The organism is Nocardiopsis sp. JB363, from assembly GCF_900143625.1.
GTDB lineage: Bacteria > Actinomycetota > Actinomycetes > Streptosporangiales > Streptosporangiaceae > Nocardiopsis.
In genome coordinates this window covers 1-20,065 of record NZ_FRFF01000047.1, presented here as the reverse complement: position 1 = coordinate 20,065, position 20,065 = coordinate 1, and the positions used below count along the sequence as shown (strand labels likewise).

The window sequence follows — 20,065 nt, the reverse complement described above, 5'->3', positions numbered from 1 at the left end:
AAGCTCCGCTACACATCCAGACCCAACAAGTCGGGTCCGAACACAGCACCCGATCTGTCGACCAAGCTCAGCAATCGGGTGTGTTCGGCCAGATGTGGAGACAGGTGCGCCATGATCAGCAGACAACCCGCGGGACCGGCTCACGGCTGAAGGGTCTGCAACCGCACCGGTTCGTCGAGTACCGTGGCCGCGCCATCGAAGTCCGCCAAGCGCGCGGCCACGGTCGCCATGGCCAGACGCTCGGGCAGGACAGCCGAGAACTTCAATCCACGCACGGCTCGGGGATCGACGTCGGGTAGCACCAACGGCCCGTCCGAGCGCACACTCTCCCGAGCCTTGGCCCACGCGGCCGCGGTCACGTCCTCCCTCAGACGCACGGACAGGTCCGTGGGCCGCTGCACCGGATCAGTGACCGAGGACAAGGTCGAGGTCAGTGTGGCGTTGGCGCGGTAGCCCGCCCAGGTCCACCAGCGGACCCCATCGTCTTCCCTGGTGATCAGGGTTCCCCCCGGGTGGACCGACGCCGAGGCCTGTTCACCACGCAGCTCCGATAGGGCCGCCTCAGCCCTGCCGGTGAGAGGCACCGGAGGATCGGTACCCAACATCACCTCGCGCATGGCGCGGGTGAGGGCGAACGACAGCCCTGAGATCACCCCTGAGGTCCACTTGGCCACGCCGCCGCCTTCGGCGGGTTCAACGAAGGCCCTCCGACGTGTCCAGTCGATGTAGGTGACGCGCCAGCTTCGCCCACCGAGCAGGAGAAGCCGAGGGCCTTCGCGCTCCTCGGTCAGCACCGAGGTGTCGGTCTGGCCGATCTCCTGGCGGCCGGCCAGGACCGTGAACTGCGGCGGGGCGGTGAAGGAAGCGGTCAGTTCCAGGAAGTGCCGCTTCCCGAAACGCCGCTCTGCCTCCGGTCCGATGAACAGCATCCCGCCATCGGAGTCCAGGTATCCCGCTTCGACCATGTTCCGCAGGATCGGGGCGGCAGAGCGGTCGAAGGGGGCCAGCCCGTTCCATTCCTCCGGCCAGAGGCGGTCGCCGATCCGATGTTTCTGGAGAACCAGGGCCAAGAGTTGCTGGGCCACGAGATGGCGGGGTTCGGGCGGTGCGCTGACCGGCTCCACCCAGCCCCGGCTCCACAACAACAGCAGACCCGCCGCCTGGAGGAGCGCTTCCCGGTTCGTGGCCAGGAGCAGGCAGTTGCGGCTACTCCCCTGGCGACGCCCCGTCCGTCCGATGCGTTGGAGGAAGGAGGCGACCGTACCGGGAGAGTCGATCTGGATGACCCTGTCCAGGTCGCCGACGTCGATACCGAGTTCGAGGGTGGACGTGGACACGATGACGCAGTCCCGTGCCTCGGCGAAGGCCTGTTCCGAACGAGTTCGCTCGTCCACCGACAGGGAGGCGTGGGACAGGAACACCGTCACGTCTCGACCGCGTAGGGCCGACCCCAGTTCCTCGACCTGCCGACGTGAGTCGCAGAACACCAGCCGCTTCTCGCCCCGGTGCAGCATCGAGATGACCTTCGCGGCGTTGGCGAGCGACCCGACGTAGTCCAGGTCCACTTCACCCGCGGGGCTCGCCTTCTCCCCCGCGGCGACGGGCTTGCCCACCTTGGGAAGAGCGAGGTCCGGGGCCACCACCCGCCCCGGGCGCTCCGCTGCGGCGGCGCCCTGCAACCAGGTCAGCAGCTCTTCGGGGTTGCCGACCGTCGCTGACAGGCCCACGCGTTGGATACGCCGGCCCGCCAGTCGTTCCAGGCGTTCGAGAACGGCCAGCAGGTGCCATCCCCGGTCGTCCCCGGCGAAGGCGTGCACCTCGTCCACGACCACCGTCCGGATCCCGCCCAGGAGTTGCTCGTGGTCGGTGGTCGTCCCCAGGAGCATGGACTCCAGCGATTCGGGGGTCGTGAGGAGGATCTGAGGCGGGTCGGTACGCATGCGTCGCCGCTGGGACTGCCGGGTGTCCCCATGCCAGAGCTCGGCCCGGCCGCCCAGCCAGCGCGCGTAGGTGTCTACACGGGTGACCAGGTTGTTGAGCAGGGCCTTGAGCGGACACAGGTAGAGCACGGACAGCCCATCCCACCCCTGCTCCCGCATCGCCGACAGCAAGGGGAAGCAGGCGGCCTCGGTCTTACCGCCCGCGGTCGGGGCGAGCAGCACCGCGTCGTCCCCGTCCATGAGGGGTTCGATCGCGGCCCGCTGCATCGGGCGCAGATCGGGCCAGCCCAGGGTGTTGACGATGTGGTGCAGCACGACCGGATCGAGCCGATCCACCGGGTCGGCGCCCACCTACAGGTCCAGCTCGACGTCATCGGCGGTGAGGTTGCGCTCGATCTCGGTGAGTTCGGTGCCGCGCACGGTCAGCCGATAGTGCTGCCTGGGGTCGAAGTCCTCGAACTGGTCGACACGGTCCAACACGTCGGCCACCAGCTTCTTCAGGAACAGCCGAGGGGCCACACCGACCTTGCCTCCGAGCGCACCGCCCACGGCCCGGGCCAGGTCGACGATGTAAGCATCGTCTGCGGCGTGCTCGACCCGATCCGGCACTTGCGAACCCTGCGCGTACAGGTCCCGGATCCGTACCCCCAGACCCACCAGCGAGTCATGGGTGAACCCGGACAGCCGGATCTGTGGCGCCCGCGGGTTGTCGAAACGCGGATCGGTGTCGAAGTCGGTGTACAACCGCTGGGAGAGCGGCGCGAGCCGCTGCACACCCTGCTGCCCGTCATAGAAGGCAGGGGTCCCCGTAATGATCAGGTACAACCCCGGGAAGCGCCCCGAGTGCACCTCGTCGATGAGTTGGCGCAGCGCGTTGAGCGCCTTGTCCCGGGCGTCGGAGCGGACCCGTTGCAGGGTCTCGACCTCGTCCAGGACCACGAGCAGACCCGGGTGGCCGCTGTCGCGCAGCACGGTCAGCAATCCTTGGAGGAAACCGAGCGCACCGAAGTGGTCCAGGTCGCCGCGTACCCCCGCCGCCCGTCGCGCCGAGGCGGCCACGTGCGGTTGCCCTCCCAGCCAGGCGAGCACCGCGGCGGCCGTGGCCTCGTCACCCTGGGCGAGTGCCGTGCGGTACCCGCGCAACGCGGTCGCGAACGAGGGCGCGTGCCGGGACACCTCGGCCAAGCGTGCGGTGAGGAGCTTCTCCACCGCTTCGGGGAGGTGGTCCTCCTCCACCCCGTCGGCCAGCGCGTCCTCCTCCAACGCGTAGAACCAGGCGTCCACCACCGGTCTGAGCGCGCTCGGCGGGAAGCTGGAGGTGGTCAGCCGTTCGGTCATCCGGCGGTAGACGGTCTCCAGCTTGTGCAGCGGCGTCTCGGTCTCGGAGACCTGGATCTCGCAGACCGCGAAGTTGCGCCGTTTGGCGCGTTCACCGAGCCACCGGGTGAAGAAGGTCTTACCGGACCCGTACTCACCGCGCACGGCCTTGAACCTGGCTCCGCCCGAGGCCACCGCGTCCAGGTCCTCGTCCAAGGCCTGTTCGAACCGGCCCAGTCCGGTGGCGAGCAGATCCAGACCGCTCTCGGGCACGGCGCCGCGCCGCAGCGCGTCGATCACGCCGCGGCGCCTAGCCGCACTGACGGGGGTGGGTCGGGGTGTTCCTGCGCTACTCACGTTCTCCACCTTGCCACGGGCCCCGTCACAGCTCGAATTGCTCGCGCAGCAGAGCCTCGTCCAACCGGAGCGTGCGCCCATCGGGCAGGGTCTCCAACACTTGGACCCCGTCGTAGTTGAGCAACTGGCGCAGCACGGCCGCGAACCCGTCGGCGCGGGTCTGGGGGTGGCCCACACGCTGGGCCAACGCCGTGGTGGGCAGGGTTCCCACGTCCAGGAGGACCTCCACGGCCTGCCTGATCCGGCCCATCGTCGTCGGGTTGGGTTTGCGGGCGAGCAACTCCACCTGGGCCTGGAACGTCTCGGTCGCCATGAGCCGATCGACCAGGGCCGGCTCCGTCTCCTTCGTGGCGGGTGCGGCGGGCGGGGTGGGCTGGGCACTCTCCGGTCCCAGGTCGAAGAGAGCGTCGTGGGTTCGCGCGATCTCGGCCTGCTGCTTGGTGGGCCTGGCCCGCTTGTCCGGGGCGGGACGTTCCATGACGGCGGGGACCGCACGCACGGCGCTGGGGGTGCTTCCGGTCTCCCACCATCGCGGATGCTGATCGCCCAGCTCCCGCCACCCCTTGGGTGGCTCGGCCCCGAAGGGCAGGAACGCCAGGACCGGGATGGTGAACTCAGCGGGGGAGGCACCGCCGTGGTATCCGGCCTTCTGGCCGGTGTACCGGGAGTCGGCGTCCCACAACGCAACGATCTCGGACCCGGGCTCGGGCCACACCACTCGTGGACCGGACAGGACGACCTCGCTCTCCTCGGTCAGCCCGCCGGGTTCGCGGTGCCGGGCGGAGACCGCCCCGTCTGTCTCGACCCTGGACCCGTGGCGGTCCACGACGTGCCCATGGTCACTGGTGAGGATCACCGCCATGCCCTGGGCGGCGGCCTCCCGCAACAGCTCCTTGAGTTTGCCGACGTCGGAGAGCCGCCAGGCGCCGTCACCGAGCTTCTGTTCCTTGCCGAGCCGGTCGTCGATGGTGTTCAGAACGACGGCGACGTGCGTGCCCTCGTCGGCCAGGGCCTCGGTCAGGCCGGACCCGAAGGTGTCACCGGTATCGGAGGTACGCAGCTCGTCCTTGTGGAAGACGGTGGCCGGGACGCCCCGCCAGAAACGGTGCTGGGGAAAGAGTCTCTTCTCGTCGGACTGGGTGCCCTTCATCAGCTGCCCGGCGAACAGCGAGGTACGGGACACGGCGGTCAGGGTCGGCAGCGCAGCAGCCATGCCGCGCCGTTCCGGCGGAAGGCCTGCGCTGTCGGTCGGCGCAGGTAGCGGATCGTACTCGGCCCAGTGTCGCCGCAGTTCCTCGGCCAGTTCCGTGGCGATCGCCGCGCTCATCCCGTCCAGGAGCAACAGCAGGACCCTGTGGCCATGCCGGTCGGCCACCACGGGCCGCACGATCCGTTCCAGGAAGGACTCCACGGTCAGCATTGATCCGGGATCGGTGCCCGCGGTCGTCCACTCCGCGAGGTCTCGGGCGAAGGAGCGGTCGATGGCGCGGCGCCGCTTCCGGGCCAGCCCGCCCAAATGGGAGTAGGCGGCTCTGAGATCGGGATCGGGGTCACCCCCGGCCTCGATGTGGTCCAGGGCCCGGTCCACCCACCCGATGTCGGTGACCTGGCGCCGCACGGCAGCGGCCACCGTGTCGGAACCGGTGGCCGGGTCGCCGGCAAGCCACTGGGCGAGCCGCTGCCCCATCCGGGCACGTTCGATCCGCACCCCGGTGTCCGCTTCCCCGGCCAGCTTGTGCTCGTCGAGGGCACGCACGGCTGGGGCGACCGCGCCCGGACCCGTACCGGAACCGGCCTCGGAGCCGACCAGGGCTTGGCCGACCTCAGCGAAGCGGGCGTTCAGCCCTTCCCGTAGCACCGGGCTGGCGGCGGCGGCGGTCTCCGCGCCGAACTGGGACACCAGCCGGGAAGCCCGCTCCAGCACGGGACCGGTGGTCCGCAGCGCCTCGCGCGCCGCGTCCCCGTCGCCGAGTCCGACCTTCAGCAGCACCTCCACGTATTCGGCGCAGGACCGGCCGAACGCGGCCAACAGCAGGTCCAGGGCATCCCCGGAGGCGGGCGGCTCCTCACCGAGCCAGCGCTCGGCGCGTCCCCGCGCCCGGTAGGTGGGGGCGTCGGCCTCGCGGTCCTCGTCCCACAGCGCCGAGCACACCAGCCCGAACGCCACGGCGTCCGGCCCGTGTTCGGCGGTGATCAGGGCGAGCAGTACCCGGCCGGTGGGCCCGGCCTGCTCGGGCTCGCCGAGGAAGGTGCCCAGCCCGGCACGTTCGGGGCCGCGCAACGCCAGTAGGTGTTCGGGGCCTCCCCTGGTCAGTGACCAGCGCAGCAGGGCGTGTGTGTCCAGGCTCTCGCCGGAGTGGGGGGTGTCGCCGCCTTGGTCCCGGTCGGTTTCGTAGCGGCCCAGCCGCAGACGCCGCAGGGTCAGCGCCGTCAGCGCGGCCCTGCGCGACAGCACGCCTCCGGCGACCGTGGGCCAGCCGCTCGGTGGGGTGGCGTCCAACAGCGACTCGGCGGCCCAGGCGTCCTCCTTCAGTCGAGGGTCGACGTCCTCGGCGCCGAAGGCCTCCCGCACCACGTCCCAGCGGTCGACGCTCTCCACACGCTGCCTGTACACGCGGGCGAGCACCGCCGGGTCGAGCTCGGTCTGCTCCCGGTCGGTGAGCACCACCAGGACCCGGGGCCCCTCGGCTTCTCCGAGGTGACCGATGACCAGCTCGTGCACGGCCAACGGCGAGGGCGCCTTCGCGACCCGCGCGCGCTGCCCGGCGCCCCAGGCGGGTTCTACGGCCCCCTCCCACTGGGGGACGGAGCGCAGGAGTACCACGCGCCGCCGCCCGGTACCGGTGAGGGAGTCGTGCAACGCCGACTGGGAGGACAGGTACTGGGTGAGGGCGGCGGTGGTCAGTCGCACCGTGCCGGCGGGGGCGGGAACGGGTGTGGGGGTGGCCGTTGCACTCATGGCTGCACGACCCGCCAGGTGATCTCGACGGTGGCGTCCGGTTCACTCTCACGCAGTGCGGCCAGTTCCGCCGCCATCTTGCCCGCGGCCTGGTCGGCCGTGGTGCGCGTGGTGCCCGAGCGACGCACTGTATCCGCTCCTGTACTGGAAACATCAGGCCGGTTGCCGTGACCGGTGTCGGATACCGGTGGGTTATTGGACTTTCTTCCCAGGTCCACGTCCTCCGGCCCGACGGGGCTGGGAGCCACCGGAGGCGGCGGAGGCTGGATGAGGGGTTGGTTGCGTTTGATCAGGGCGGTCACCTCGCGCCTGGTCGAGGACAGCGCCTCCACCAGGTCGGCGGTGCGCTGGTCCTCGCGCGCGACCCCGCGCAGCGACTCCAACAGCTCTTGTCCCTCGACGCCCTGGCCCTGCGCCAGTTCCAGAGTGTCCCAGGACGCCCTGGTCAGCGCTTCAGCGACCCGCTGGGCCCACTTGATCGAGGTCCCGTACCGGTCGGCGTTCACCGGCCCCAGATCGAACCGGGCCAACGCCTCGATGGTCTTCTTGGCAGCACTCGTCCCTGCCGTGCCCTTCCCCGCGTCGGCCAGCTCCTTGAGCAGGTCGAGCGAGCGTCGGGCCAGCGCCAGGCGGCCCGTCTCCCCGGTCTCGTCCAGCCCGAGGAACACCGAGTGCTCCTCCAACTTGCGGACCAGGTCCGCCGCCGACTCCTGGTGGCTGCGGGCGCCTTCGGTGATCTGCTTGGCGAAGTGGTTGACCATCCGGCCGCGCCGCAACGCGGGTGCCTTCTGCCCGAAGACCGCCTCGAAACGCTCCCGAGCCCGGTCCCAGTCCTCTTCCCCGGGGCGGGGCTGGTCCCGCAGCGCGTCGTTCGGTTTGATCCCCGCCAACTCGGGGGCGGGGTCCAGCGGTGTACCGCCGCGCACCCACACCCGGTCCGTCATCTCCGCGAACGAGGCGGCGACCAGGTTGGCCAGGAACGGCTCCAGCCCTCGCCGCTCGGGACGGTCGGTCCAGTCGGTGAGGTGGGTCAGGCTCAGGTCCCCGGTGGCCCCCTCGGCGCGGGCCTGTGCGTGGAAGTGGTCGGCCCACCGAGTGGACAGCTCGAAGTAGGCCTCTTTCTGCTGCCCGAGCCCGAGCGGTCCGGCGACGCGCCGCATGACACCCCGGTCCTTGGATGGGACCTCGGTCCGCCGGTCGCCCGCGTCGGCGGCGGCCCGCACGTGCGCGAACACCGTCCTGGTATCGCTCACCTTGATAGCGGCGCCGGTGCCGTCCGGGTCCAGGTCGGGGTGCGCGGGGAACTGGTGGGCCAGCAGCTTGCCCGCGACGTGCCGGATACCGTCACGCATCGGTTGTCCGATGGAGACCTTCAGATCGGCCACATCGGGCAGAGCGTGGAAGTGCTCGTCGAAGTCGGTGACGTCGCCGGGCTTCTTGTCCGACAGTCCGTACGCCTGCTTGAACGCGCCCTTGACCTGCTTGATCAGCGCCTCGCGCTGGGACTGGAGCAACCCCTTGGCGCGTTCCTTGTCGTCGGCGTTCAGGTGGGAGGCGTACTGGTTGGCGAAACGGCCCTCGTTCGCCAGCGCCCGGTCGATGACGACCAGTTTGCGGAAGCCCGCCCACCGCTGGGCGGACAGGTGGGCGGGGATCCACGCGACCGTACGGGAGCGCTCACCCTTCCCCTGGCTCTGCTTCTCACGCAGCGTCGTGATCCGGTTGACGTCGTCTGCCGGTACACGGTTGTTCTCGTCGAAGGGCAGGTCGATGATGATCCGCCACTGGTCCTCCATCTGCGGCTGGAGGTCGTGGTCGGGCAGGTCGTCCTCGTCGGCGAGGTTGCCGAAGAGCACCTCGGCGGAGCGGTTGGACCCCCGCCACACCAGACGCAGGTCGTCGGCGCCCATCCTGCCCTCGGCGCGTTCCACGCCCAGTTCCTCGGCGAGCAGCCGCTTGGCCAGCGCCATCCGGTTGCCCGGGTTGTCGTTGACCTCCGCGTTCTTGATGACCGAGTCGACGTCGACCCCGGCCAGCTCCAGTCGCACGACGGGGTTGAGGGAGCTGTCGGCTTCCTTGATCTCGGGGAACCGGGCGGCCCACTCGGCGATCTTGTTCTTGATGATGCCCACGTCGCCGCCCTGAATCGGTGAGGCCACCGAGCCGTGGTTGAGCGCGCCCAGCCGACGGGGCGTCAGGTCGTTGAGCGTGGGCACGCTCGGTGCCAGAGCGGACAGCAGCAGCGTGCACACCAGGCGGTCGTCGCCGACGAACGCCTTGCAGCGGTCGGCCAGACCCTGGTCCGTGATGTCCGCGCGGTGGTGCAGGTACCGGTCGACGTCGTCGTCGTCGATGTCATACGTCTTGAGCAGGTAGGGCCGGAGCTTGTTCCGGTACAGCTTGTCGGCTGCGTCGAAGACCACCTTCAGGCTGTCCGTGAACGGCTTGTCCCCGCCCTCGGCGATGACCGCGTACAGGTCGCCGACCGGCACCAGCTCGCCCAGGTGCAGGTCGTCGCGATGGTCGGCGAGCAGCTGTCCCATCAGCTTCAGACCGGTCCGTGACCGTTGGAGGGCGGAGGAGATGTGGACCAGCGTGTCCATGAAGACGGGAGAGAAGGGGTAGGTCAGCCGGAAGGAGGCCTCGTCGGCGCCCGTGGTGCTCTCATCCGACCCCAGCAGGCTGGACCACACCTGCGGGCCACCGGCCCTCTTCGTCTTCGCGAAGGCCTCATCGATCAGCGCGGCCTTGCCCTCCTTGGGCTGGAGCAGGCGCGCGTGAGCGACCTGGGGGAGGTTGCGGTCCTCCAGGGTGATCTTGTCGAACCGGCCCGAGGCCAGGTTCAGCGTGTCCTGGATGGAGGACTCGGCCGCCCCGGACACCTCCTCGCCGACCAGTTCACGCAGGTCGCGCTGGCGGGCGATGAACGAGACGATGGGGATGGCCCGCCGGGCGTCCCCGCCCTCCACGAAGTTCGTGATCTTGCTGGCCTCGCGGGCCACGAACTTCTGGTCGTGGATGAGCGTGGCCAGCCACAGGATCAGCTCGTCCAGGAACAGGACCAGTCCGTCGTAGCCGAGCGACTTGGCGTGCTCGGCGATCACGGACAGCCCGGCGTCCAGAGAGATGAACCCGTGTTCGTCCTCGGCGGCGCCCCGGGCGAACCCGGGCAGCAGGTTGGTGCCCGCGTCCTTGACGAGCCTGGCCCGCAGCTCGGCTGGCGTGGCGGGCTCCAGCAGGTCCAGCTCGTCGCCCTCGTTCGCCTCCGGAGCGCTCAGAGCGGTGTCGAGCCGCTCCGGCGTCCAGACGAACTCGTCCCAATCGTCGTCATCGTCGTCGTTTTCCACGGAACCGTCCACGGGGGCACCCGTGCCCGTGGCGGAGAGTCCGTTGATGACCGTGTCGTCCCCCATCCGCTCGCGCATGGATCGGATGTTGTCGAACAGGGCATCGGTCCGGTACACCTGCGGGGTCGGTGCGTCCGGGTGCAGTCTCTTGACGTGCTTCACGTACCCGCCCAGCACCCGCTGCTCCAGGGCCTTGGCGCCGATCATGTAGTACGGGACCAGGAGGAACTTCCTGCCGTCGGTGGCCAGCCACTCGTGTTTGGTCAGCACCGGGTCGAGGTCGCCACGGGACCGTGCAGCCGCGTTGCCGCTGAGCAACGCGTACAGCACCGCCATGAAGTGCGACTTACCGGAACCGAACGAACCGTGCAGGTAGGCGGCCTTGGACGTCCGCCCGTCCAGCGCGGAGCGGATGAGCCCCAGGGCCTCGTCGAAGTTGTCCAACAGCTTGTCGGTGACCACGTAGTCCCGGAGCGCTTCCTCGGCACCCTCAGGGGTCGTCGCCTCGGCCAGCTTCAGAACGAAGTCCGAGGTGGAGATGGACTCCTTGATGTTCATGACATCCCGGAGCAGGGGCTGGTCTGACATGGGGGTGTTCGCCTCTCCTTCAATTCCACCGGACCCGCCGGGGTCGCTGTGCTCGCCGTTTCGCTGCGGCTACTTCTTCTTGGCCCCACGACGCCCACGGGTGGCCGCAGCCGGGCGCCATCCCCTCAGGTCGTCGTCGGTCAGGCCGTGCTCGCCCTGGAGCTGCTGGCGGTACCCCGAGAAGAATCTGGCCGGGGAGCTGCCGTACATCGCGTCGAACTCGTCGTGCCACTGGCCCAGCCACGGCTGGAGCTCCAACAGGCCCGCGAGGAAGGGGGTGATCTCCTCGGTGGACAGGGCCTGGACGGAGGCATAGGAGGCCAGCGCCTGCGCCTGCTCCCGGTGGTCCCAGCCGGCCCAGCCGTACAGGCCGGGGGTGGCGTTGTTGGCCGAACCGTAGGAGACGAAGCGTTCCTTGGGTACGTCCAGCTTGCCCCGCGCCTTCCAGAAGGAGGATCGGAGGAAGTCAGCGGAGGTGTACTTGGGCGGGACCTTGATGGAGTCCCGGATCCTACGCTTGGCAGGCTCGTCCGGAGCCGCGTCCTCCTTGCGCTGCTCCTCCCAGGTCTTCTCCCAGTCGGCGCGCTTCTTCAGCCCGGAGGGCTTATACCGCAGGGCGGAGACGAAGGGGACGTGTTCGGTGGTGATGAGGTCGGCGACCACGTCGGCGAGTTCCTGGCGGGGGGCGTAGACATGGGCGACCGAGACGAAGTCCTCATCACGCGAGAGCGCGTCAACGAGCCGGGAGAGGGTGAGAAGGGCGGGCTGGTCGTTGTCGTCGTACCAGTGTTCGCGGATCTCCATCCGGTCCAGCAGCCAGGAGCGCAGGGCCTTGTCCTGAAGGGAGTCCCAACCCTCGGTGGCCCAGCGGCGCTTGTACTCGGGCCGCTCCACCATGCCGATCGCACGGGAGGACTCCATGACGTCGATGCGCTTCTGGACGACCTCGCGGTAGGCCTCGGGCCAGTGGGAGGGGATCTCCGTGATGGGGGTGGACCCGTGTCGCTTGAACCACTCACCGGAGGCTTCGCCAGCTTCGACCTTGCGGGCAAGCACGATTTCAAAGGCGCGCTCGCCGAGGGAGATCTCGCTGATGTCCACGGAGGTGGGGACACGCAGGTCCTCGTCGTGCAGGTCATAGAGGGAGTAGACCTGCCAGTCCAACTCCTCCTGAAGGAAGATCATCTGAGATCGGGTGGAGTCCCAGGTGGTTCGGGCCTCGCGTAGAGCTGCTGCTGTGGGCATCCCATCCAAAGCCAGAGCAGACGGAGAGTTGGTAGAGAGTTTCTGCGCGAGGGTGTCGAGAGCGGTAGCGAGCTCGGTGGGGTACTTAGCAGGAAGGGGAAAACGTTCAACGTTGCTTCCGTTGAACTGATAAAAGCGCTCCCACTCAGAGCTTGTGAAGCCTCCACCTTCCCCGCGAATCCCTTTGTCATGACAGTTCATCTTCAGCCATAGGGCAGCAGTGGAACTATTGAGGACGCCAAGCAGCTTCAGATGATCTTCCTCGCTCGAATTCCTATGAAGTTTTATCACAGGTGCTGTCTGCTTGAATACCTTCCCACCTCGGTCTAGTACAAAATTGTTGTGCGTCGCCACTTCTGCAAATGAAATCCCAAGGGGAACCGAAAAACGCTCGGGGTGCCAACGACTCCACTCATACCAAGTCAGGCCAATTTCCTCGTGTGTACCGCCGGGCTCCCGGCGCGCACTCAGCACCGGACGATAGCGCCAAAGCAAGAACCCAACGTCAGGCGTAAGTTCAGCCTTGAGATCCGATGAATAAGGGAAGAGAGACTCAGTTTTTGGTGTAGCAACCCAGTCGCGCACACTGTCTCCCTCTACAAGAGAAATCACGTGCGCACTTAGAACCCCATATCGACTCCAGGTGCCAGCAGGGGAAAAATATGCGAGGTCTGCGCCAGTATGAGCATATCGACCTGCTAGACGTTGCACTGAACTCAGTGGCGTTACCGCTGATATGCCAATATTCTCAATCATCTCCAAGCCGCCATCTGTAAGAATCCACGGTTGCCTGCTGAAGTAGCGATCCCGGTCGAGATCGCTTACCGAAACCCAGTTACCAGCAAACCCAGGATTGCCAATCTGGGCCACTATCTCGGACCAAACCAGCCCGTCTTCGGGATTCTCGGGTACAGAAGGCTCACCCTGGACACTACGAACGGTCCTGATCGGACCCAAACGCTCTTTGCCGCCGCGTCGCCTACCGACGAGAATGACGGTGGGTGTTCCGTGCCCGGGGATGTACGCGCCCGAAGTGTCGATGACCTCGGTCAACTCGACCTGGTGCGCGAAGTACTCTTCGATCAGCTTGGTGCCGAATTCACGCTTCATAAAGGAGTTCGCGGTGATCTGACCGACCATGCCATAACCGAGACCGTCACTATCGCCGTGCTTGACCAGCTCAAAGAATCGTTGCGCGAAGGGAACTGACAAGGCGTACCCACCTGCACATGCACTGTAAAGATCCCGGTACAGCGCGTTGAGGCTCTTGTCCTTCACCGTAATGTACGGCGGGTTTCCCACCACTACGTGGTAACGGCCCTGTTCCAGGATGCCCTTGTGCTCGTGAACGTCCTCCGTCGCGTACGCAAATGACGCCAGAGAATCGCCAGTGTCCGCAGTCTCCAATGCCAGTTCGAGCTGGCGGTCCTTGATCAGCGAGTCACCAACAGCCAAGTGGATCGGCCAGTCGTACTTGCCCGCCTCGGCGAAGGTTCGGGTATTCGCCGCAGCCATGGCCGCCACCAACAACCGGAACCGGGCGATGGCCACCGCGAACGGGTTGATGTCCACCCCGTGCACCGAGTCCAACGCTGCCCGCACCTGCGCGTGCACGTCACCGCCCGGCTGCCCCTGCGAGTGCAGCTTTACCAGGCGCTTGAACGCGCCCAGCACGAAGTGCCCGGACCCGCATGTCGGATCGATCATCTTCAGGTCCTGGTAACCGAACTCCCGCACGGCCGGATCCATCGTCCGATCGAGGATGAACTCCTCGACGAACTCAGGGGTCTGGAGCAGCGCGTACGTCTTGCGCGCGTTCTCCGACAAGTCCTGGTACAGGTCACCCAGGAACCGGGTGTCCCAACCCTTGGTGCCTTCGTCGTTCAGCGGGTCCGTGAAGTCGTGGACGAGCACACCTTCGCTGTCACGCTCACGCCAGAACTCCACCAAGGCACCGGCGCCGTCGTGGGAAAGCGGGATGTGAAACAGCGGGTTGTGCTCGTGGTGGAACAGCAGCCTGCCCACGCGGCCCGCGCCCAGTTCAGCGAACGCCCGCTCAAGCCAACCGCGATACGTGGGGTCCTCGTCGGTCTCCACGTACGCGCCGTATCGGGCTTCGGCCAGGTCACGGCGTTCGATCTCGGGCCCGGTCAGGTACGGCTCGGGGATCAGCCGGTTGTCCTCAGCGAACCGGACGAACACCGTACCCAGCACCCAGGCCACCGCGACCTGCGTGATCCGCTCGTCCAACCAGGCGTTCCAAGTCGCCGCCGTGCGGTTGAGCTTGCTCGCGAGGTTGTACTCATCCCGCAGCCGCGTCCCTACCTCGTCGATCTCCCACACCTGCGCGGCGAGATCGGACTCGACCCCCTTGACCTGACGCTTCAGGTCGTCCAACAGCGCTTCGCGGTCAATCACGTGGCCTTCTCCCGAACCCTTGCCCTGCTCGTCCCACTACTTGCCATAACTGCTACTGCTACTGCCGCACGCCGGACCGGTGCAGGTTCCGCACCCACGAGTCCGGCAGCTCGATCCACTCACCCAGCCCCGCCTGGTACGGAACGGTGGCCGTGCCCAGCCGGGGGGCCTTCGCCGGGTCGTCCTGCGGGCACAGCAGCCACAGGCCTCGCCCGCCGTGTCGGGCGGCCTCGGCCAATCGGTCCAGGACACCCATCGCGTCATAGCGGGCGAAGACTCCAGCATCGGTCATCAACACCGGTCCCACGTCCGCACCCGTCTCCAGCAGGGTCCGCAGCCTCGGCTCAGTCCGGCTCCAGGCCGTGGTGGCGTAGGCGGCGAAATTGGTAGCGGCCTTCGAGCCTGGCGCTGCGGCGTCCGCCTTCAGGATCGTCTCCCAGCTCGGCTTGGGCTTGGGATCCACGAGTTCGTGCATGGCGTTCAGGAACAGGGCCGTGACTGAGATCTCCTCGGCTGCGAAACGGCCACCGGCCCCCGCGAGCTCGGTGACCGCCAGCGAGCTCACCCCGGTGCGAACGGTCAGCACCCGGAACCCGTCCCGCTTCGCGGAGGCGGTCAATCGCTCCTCCGACTGGATGGCGTCCGCGATCTGCGGGTCGTCGACGTAGCGGGTGAACGTACCGGTGCGTGTGCTGCGGCGCTGCCCCGCCACCGTGCGGTAGCTGGAGCCCATCGCCTCCGGGGGCGGCAGGTAACGCTCGGTCCCGGTGTCCTCGCGGGTGGACAGGATGAGGTCGAACCCGGCGTCCTTCAACGCCTTCGTGAGCGGCCCTCCGGTCGGCAGGTCGTGGCTACCCCGGGCGTCCACCAGCTCCGGGAACCGGGCCCGCACCCGCTCGTGGACCTCTTCGGGGGGCAGACCGGGCTGGTACTTCCTTGGTCGGCCGAAGACTTCCCTGACCAGGCCCGCTTGGGTGAGCCGCAGCGCCCGCACCAGCGACAGGTCACGCGGGTAGATCTCCAGACGCGGGGTGGCGGCGGCGTTCAGCGACGCCGCCGCGGCCAGCTCCACCAGGCGGCGTTCGTCCCATTCGACCCTCCCCGGAGGCGGGGCGACCGCGCCCAGTTCGGCGAGCACCGTCGTGGCGGTCGGCAGGGTGTCGAGTTTACCGAGACGGTTCGCGGCGCGACCCAGGCGCACCGCGTAGTCGAGCAGACCGGGGGCCGACGGGGTGTCCGGAGCGTCGTCCCCGGCGACCTCCAGCGCCAACAGGCCCGCACCCACAGCCTCGTCCGTGGCACCACGGTTGGGCTGGTGCTGGAACACGCTCTCCTCCGGGACGAGCTGCTCGACCTCCAGCACGGCGCGAACAGCGGCCAAGGCCAGCGCCCGACGCTGTTCGCGCTCACGCAGCCGAGTGCCGCGCCGCACGATCAGGGCGTCGGCGATCTCAGCGGCGGAAGCGATCCGGCCCAGCCCTGTCAGCAGCTTGAGGATCTCCTCGCGGAGCGCCCGCACCGCGGGAAGCTTCTTCCACCGGGTCCGCTGGGTCTTGATGATCTGCGGAATACGTCCGGCGGACAGGCCCAGGGCCTCGGCGACATCCTTCTGCTTGGGCCACACGCCGATGTCCGGGAGTTCACCCCGTTCGTCGGGCAGGCGCAGCAGCAACCGCACCGCCTCGATCTCGTTCTGGTTGGACCCGTTCTTGCGCGGTTCCGGGACGAACAACGTGGCCAGGGCGTCCAGACCGACGGAGCGCAGGGCGCTGCCGGGCAGTGCTCCGGTTCCGTTGTGAGTGACGAGTGTGTCCGCCAACGCGGACTCCATGGCGCTGTACCGCTCCAGCTCCTCCTTGGCGTTCTTGCGGCCCTGGGGAGTGAGCGGGGATTCGGGCTCCTGGCGCAGCCGTTCGCCCCACTGGCGCTGGCGGCCCTGGATCTCGGTACGGGTCTTGGCGCCCAGGCCTGGGGCGTTGAGGAACTTGCGCTGGCTGTAGTCGAGCAGCTCGCCGACAGTATTGACCCCGAGCCCGTGCAGGAACGAGACCGCGATCGGGGTGAGCCCGGCGATCGACAGGTGAGTATCCCGGGTCGCCTGCTTCGCCTGCTGGTCTCGCTGCTGCTCCACAGCGACGACCTCCGATACCGGAGCCACCGCTTCCAGTTCGCGTGCGGCGGTCGCGGCGGATTCGGGGTGGCGGGACGGGTGACCCGTGGACGAGACCGTCTGGGCCATGTCCAGGAAGACCTTGCGCCAGGCGTCCCGCATCGGCTTCAGGTCGCTGAAGCGCTTGGCCGTGTCGCGGTGCAGCGCCCTGCGGAAGAAGGAGACGAGCCCGTCCCGGACGGCCGGGTCGAACGCGTCGGCGGCGATCGTGGGCCGGGCCCACTCGTCGGCGTCCGTCTGCGCGGGCACGACCTTGCCGTCGCCCCAGGTCGGCAGCTCACCCGAGGCCATCTCGTGCAGGGTGGCGGCGATCGCGTACCGCTCGGCGTGGGCATCGTAGGCAGTGCGCTTGAGTGCCCCGATGAACGGGTCCAGGTATCCCTGGGTGCCCGCGTCCGTCACGTTCGCCGGGTACCCGGCCAGGGAGAAGTCGATCAGGACCAGTTGGCGCGTGCGGTTGGGCCGGATCCGAATGGCGATGTTGTCCGGCTTGATGTCGCGGTGCCAGACCCCTTCGCCCTCCAGGAAGTCCACGGCGCCGAACAGATAGTCCCCGTAGGCCTCCAGTTGGTCGGCGCCCAGACGGCCCTGGTCACGGAGCTGGCGGGCCACGGTCTCCTCACGGCGGCGCGGGACACTGCCCGACTCGCCCCGTTTCTCGGCGGCGCGCTCGTCGCCGACGTACTCCAGGACCAGGACCGTGCGTCCACCGATGGTCAAGGGCTCGGGTTCGACCAGCCGGATCACCCGGGAGTCGGCTCGAAGGCCCCGCATCACCTCGGCCTCGCGGGCCAGGACCTCACCCCGGTTGTCGGACAGGGCCACCTTGAGCACGGCCAGGGGTCGGACACCGTGCGCGTCGGGCTCGCCTTCCAGGTCCCGTACGAGGAAGGCGCGGCTCGTGGATCCGGTGCCCAGTCGGCGCCGGACCTCCCAGCGGTCGGCCAGCACGTCACCCGCGACGGAGTCCAGCGGGTCCTTCTCGGGCTCCTGCTCCTGGAGGGTGTCGGGAACCGTGCTGGGGGCGGTCAGGGAGTCCTCGACGTACTCCAACATCTCCAGGAACTCGTCAATACTGGCCAGGCGCTGCTCAGGACGGTAGGCGGTGGCGGCCTGCACCAGGTCGTCGACGTCCTCGGACAACCCGTCCACGAGGGCACTGGGCCGCAGGCCCTCCCCTGCCTCCAGCTGGGCCAGGAGTTCGGCCTGGCTGGCGGCAGGGGCCCGGCCGGTGACCAGAAGGTAGGTGAGCACCCCCAGCCCGTACACGTCGAGGAAGACCGGGTCGGGGCGCGAGGCGCTCAGTTCGGGGGCCAGGTAGGCGTCGGCGTCGTCGGAGACGTGGCCGAGTGACAGCGCGGTCGGGGCGAACTGCCGGGTGCCGTTGCCTGAACCTCCCTGACCTTGGGCGATCTGCCAGTCAGAGATCTGTAGGTGTGGGGAGAGCCACCGGGCGTCCTCGCCGCCTTCAGCGCGGGCCTTGGGGAAGACGTGGACGGAGTGGGCGGAGAGGGTGCGGTGGTGAACACGGCTGGAGTGCGCCCAGCGCAGCGTCTCCGCGAGCTGGCGGACCAGGGACATCCGGGCGAGGATGTCGAGCTTGTCGCCGTACTGGATGAGGTACTCGTCCAGGCGCAGGGTCTCCGAGTGGTAATCGAAGATCAGGGCGGGGCCGGAAGAGTGGCCGGAGGGGTCGTACTGCTTGAGCTGGACCACTCCGGGGTGGCGGAAGCGGCGCAGGACGTCCGACTCCCGGCGGGCCGCGTTGTCCACGGACGCGCGCATGGCCGCGCTGGCCCCACGCTCCCTGAGGTAGACGCGCACGCGCACCAACTCGGCCAGCTCGGTGTGGCGGGCTCGGTGGTCGACCCAGGTGGGGCCGCTGTCCAGGGGCTTGCGCTCCAACAGGTAGGGGCCGACCTTGTACTGGGCGTCGCTGCGGCGGATGCCGATCCGGTCCAGCCCGGCCTTGACCGCGTTGGACCTGGGTCCGTCGATCCGGTGCTGTTCCTTCTGCGGGGGGCGCCCCAGCATCTCCACGAGTTTGTCGACGAAGTAGACGCCGTTCTCGTCGTTGGAGGGCAGGCGGATTCGGAGGGAGGAGTCGGTGAAGCACACGGAGGCGGACACGTAGACGTTCACGCCCTGCTTCTTCAGCAGTCCGGCGAGGTTGCGCGCCTTGCTGGTGACCAGGTGCAGCGGGTTACCGTGCGGCTGGCGGTGGCCACCGGGCTTGGTCTGGACCCAGGTGCCGTTCTCCGAGGTGACACCGCCGTGCCAGTGCTTGAGCTCCACCATGTGGACGCCGCCCGGAGAAACGACGAGGAGGTCGACCTCGTGGACGTGGCCGGTGTTGGCGGTGAAGGTGAAGTTGGACCAGGCCCGCCAGGAGCCGGTGTTGGGCAAAGCCTCACGAATGGCTTCCAGACCACGGTGTTCGTGGTCGAACTCCGACTCGGTGACGGTCGTCCACCGGCCTTCACGCATGCACCGCTCCGTCTCGTCACCCTGGGATCTCGTGAAAAACCCACGCCCCAGCCATCCTAGAGGTGGAGAGTAACGGAGAAGTACGGAATCCCATGAGGGCCGGTGGTCCCGAATCGGCGACATATGAGCGATGAGACAGGTTGTTCATCCCACCCGCGCGCCGTGCTGGGCTAGGAGTTCATGCTGACTCCTCATGGGTGAAGACTTGTTCTCGACCTGTCTTCACGGCTTCCCTGGCGGGGCAACGAGGTGCCTCAGGTCGCCCACGGGCCGGGCGGTGCTTGGCGACGCCGGCACCACCCGGCCCGGGTGTGGGGGATCGGATCAGATCAGCACCGGGTTCAGGTTCGGGTTCGTCGGATTCAGGTAGGGCCGCAGGAACGGTGACGAAGGTGTCGGCGCAGGTTCCGGTTCCGGGGTGAGGAGGCGGGTGAGGGTCGCGGCGTCGGGGACCTCGGCCAGGCCAGTGGAGGAGGCCACCCAGAATGATCCCGTGCGCTCCCCGTACCAGATGATCAGGTGCCGGTTGCGGGCCTGGAGGGAGGCGGCGAAGGCGTGTTCGTCGCGGTATTCGGCCTTGTGACCGCCCAGGATGGGCAGCTCCTCGGCGCGGATCCGGCGACAGGAAGGGTGTGCGCAGGAGGGGCAGACCGGGCCGATGAGCGGACCGCGCCGGGGCAGACCCGGGCGGGTGCGGTAGAGCGGGTCGCTGGACGGGCGGGGTGCGGGGATAGAATGCGTCACTGATCCTGCTTTCTGGCTATGCGAGGCTTGGATTTTGGGATCTGAGGGCCCGGAAGGCGTTGGCGCGTCTTCTGGGCCCGTTTCGCGTCTACGGCGCGATCTGTCGTCGCCCGGGTAGGGCTCGTGGGTCAGAGCAGGCTGTTCCAGCTGCTCCCGGACAGGTCGTAGGCCAGGAAGAACCAGACCTGTCGGGTGCCGGTGAACCCGTTGTCGCCCCAGCTGGTGGCCAGGGAGTCGACCATCGCCAGGCCCCGACCGGACTCGGCGTCGCTGGTCAGGCGTGAGGCGCAGGTGGTCAGGTGCTCGAACCGGTTCGGCTGGCTCTCCTCGTTGGTGTACTTGCTTCCCTGGTCCCGGCAGGTCAGGCGCAGGCCGTTGTCGCGGCGCTCGCACTTGAGGGTGTAGAAGCCGTACGGCTCCCCCGAGCGCGAATGGGTCAGCCCCGGTGGGCCGCTGGCGAGGTGCCCGGAATGGGTCCTTTTCCAGCGGCCTC

8 protein-coding genes are annotated in these 20,065 nt (G+C 68.3%); all 8 read right to left on the bottom strand.

Annotated elements, in window-relative coordinates; genetic code table 11:
- Positions 1-140 precede the first annotated feature (140 nt).
- Complete coding sequence (locus BQ8420_RS07695) at positions 141-2,291, bottom strand: DEAD/DEAH box helicase (protein ID WP_087097131.1); 2,151 nt, start codon at positions 2,289-2,291, stop codon at positions 141-143.
- The gene (gene brxD, locus BQ8420_RS07690) at positions 2,292-3,614 is read right to left on the bottom strand and encodes a BREX system ATP-binding protein BrxD (protein ID WP_087097141.1); all 1,323 of its coding nucleotides are present in this window, start codon (positions 3,612-3,614) and stop codon (positions 2,292-2,294) included.
- A gap of 25 nt (positions 3,615-3,639) precedes the next feature.
- Positions 3,640-6,573: a BREX-2 system phosphatase PglZ gene (pglZ, locus tag BQ8420_RS07685; protein WP_087097130.1), complete on the bottom strand. Its 2,934-nt coding sequence runs from the start codon at positions 6,571-6,573 to the stop codon at positions 3,640-3,642.
- The gene (locus BQ8420_RS07680) at positions 6,570-10,508 is read right to left on the bottom strand and encodes a phage resistance protein (RefSeq protein WP_087097129.1); all 3,939 of its coding nucleotides are present in this window, start codon (positions 10,506-10,508) and stop codon (positions 6,570-6,572) included. Before BQ8420_RS07680 ends, pglZ begins: the two co-directional genes overlap by 4 nt.
- A 69-nt stretch (positions 10,509-10,577) precedes the next feature.
- Positions 10,578-14,171, bottom strand: coding sequence for a BREX-2 system adenine-specific DNA-methyltransferase PglX (gene pglX, locus BQ8420_RS07675; RefSeq protein ID WP_087097128.1), 3,594 nt, complete (start codon positions 14,169-14,171; stop codon positions 10,578-10,580).
- A gap of 58 nt (positions 14,172-14,229) precedes the next feature.
- A complete protein-coding gene (gene pglW / locus BQ8420_RS07670) occupies positions 14,230-18,828 on the bottom strand; it encodes a BREX system serine/threonine kinase PglW (protein ID WP_087097127.1) in 4,599 nt (1,532 codons plus the stop codon).
- 324 nt (positions 18,829-19,152) lie between these two features.
- Positions 19,153-19,572, bottom strand: a complete 420-nt coding sequence (locus BQ8420_RS07665; protein ID WP_235005992.1) for a hypothetical protein — start codon at positions 19,570-19,572, stop codon at positions 19,153-19,155.
- A 128-nt stretch (positions 19,573-19,700) separates the two neighbouring features.
- The coding region (locus tag BQ8420_RS31785) for an ATP-binding protein (protein WP_369825481.1) at positions 19,701-20,065 on the bottom strand (365 nt) is incomplete at its 5' end.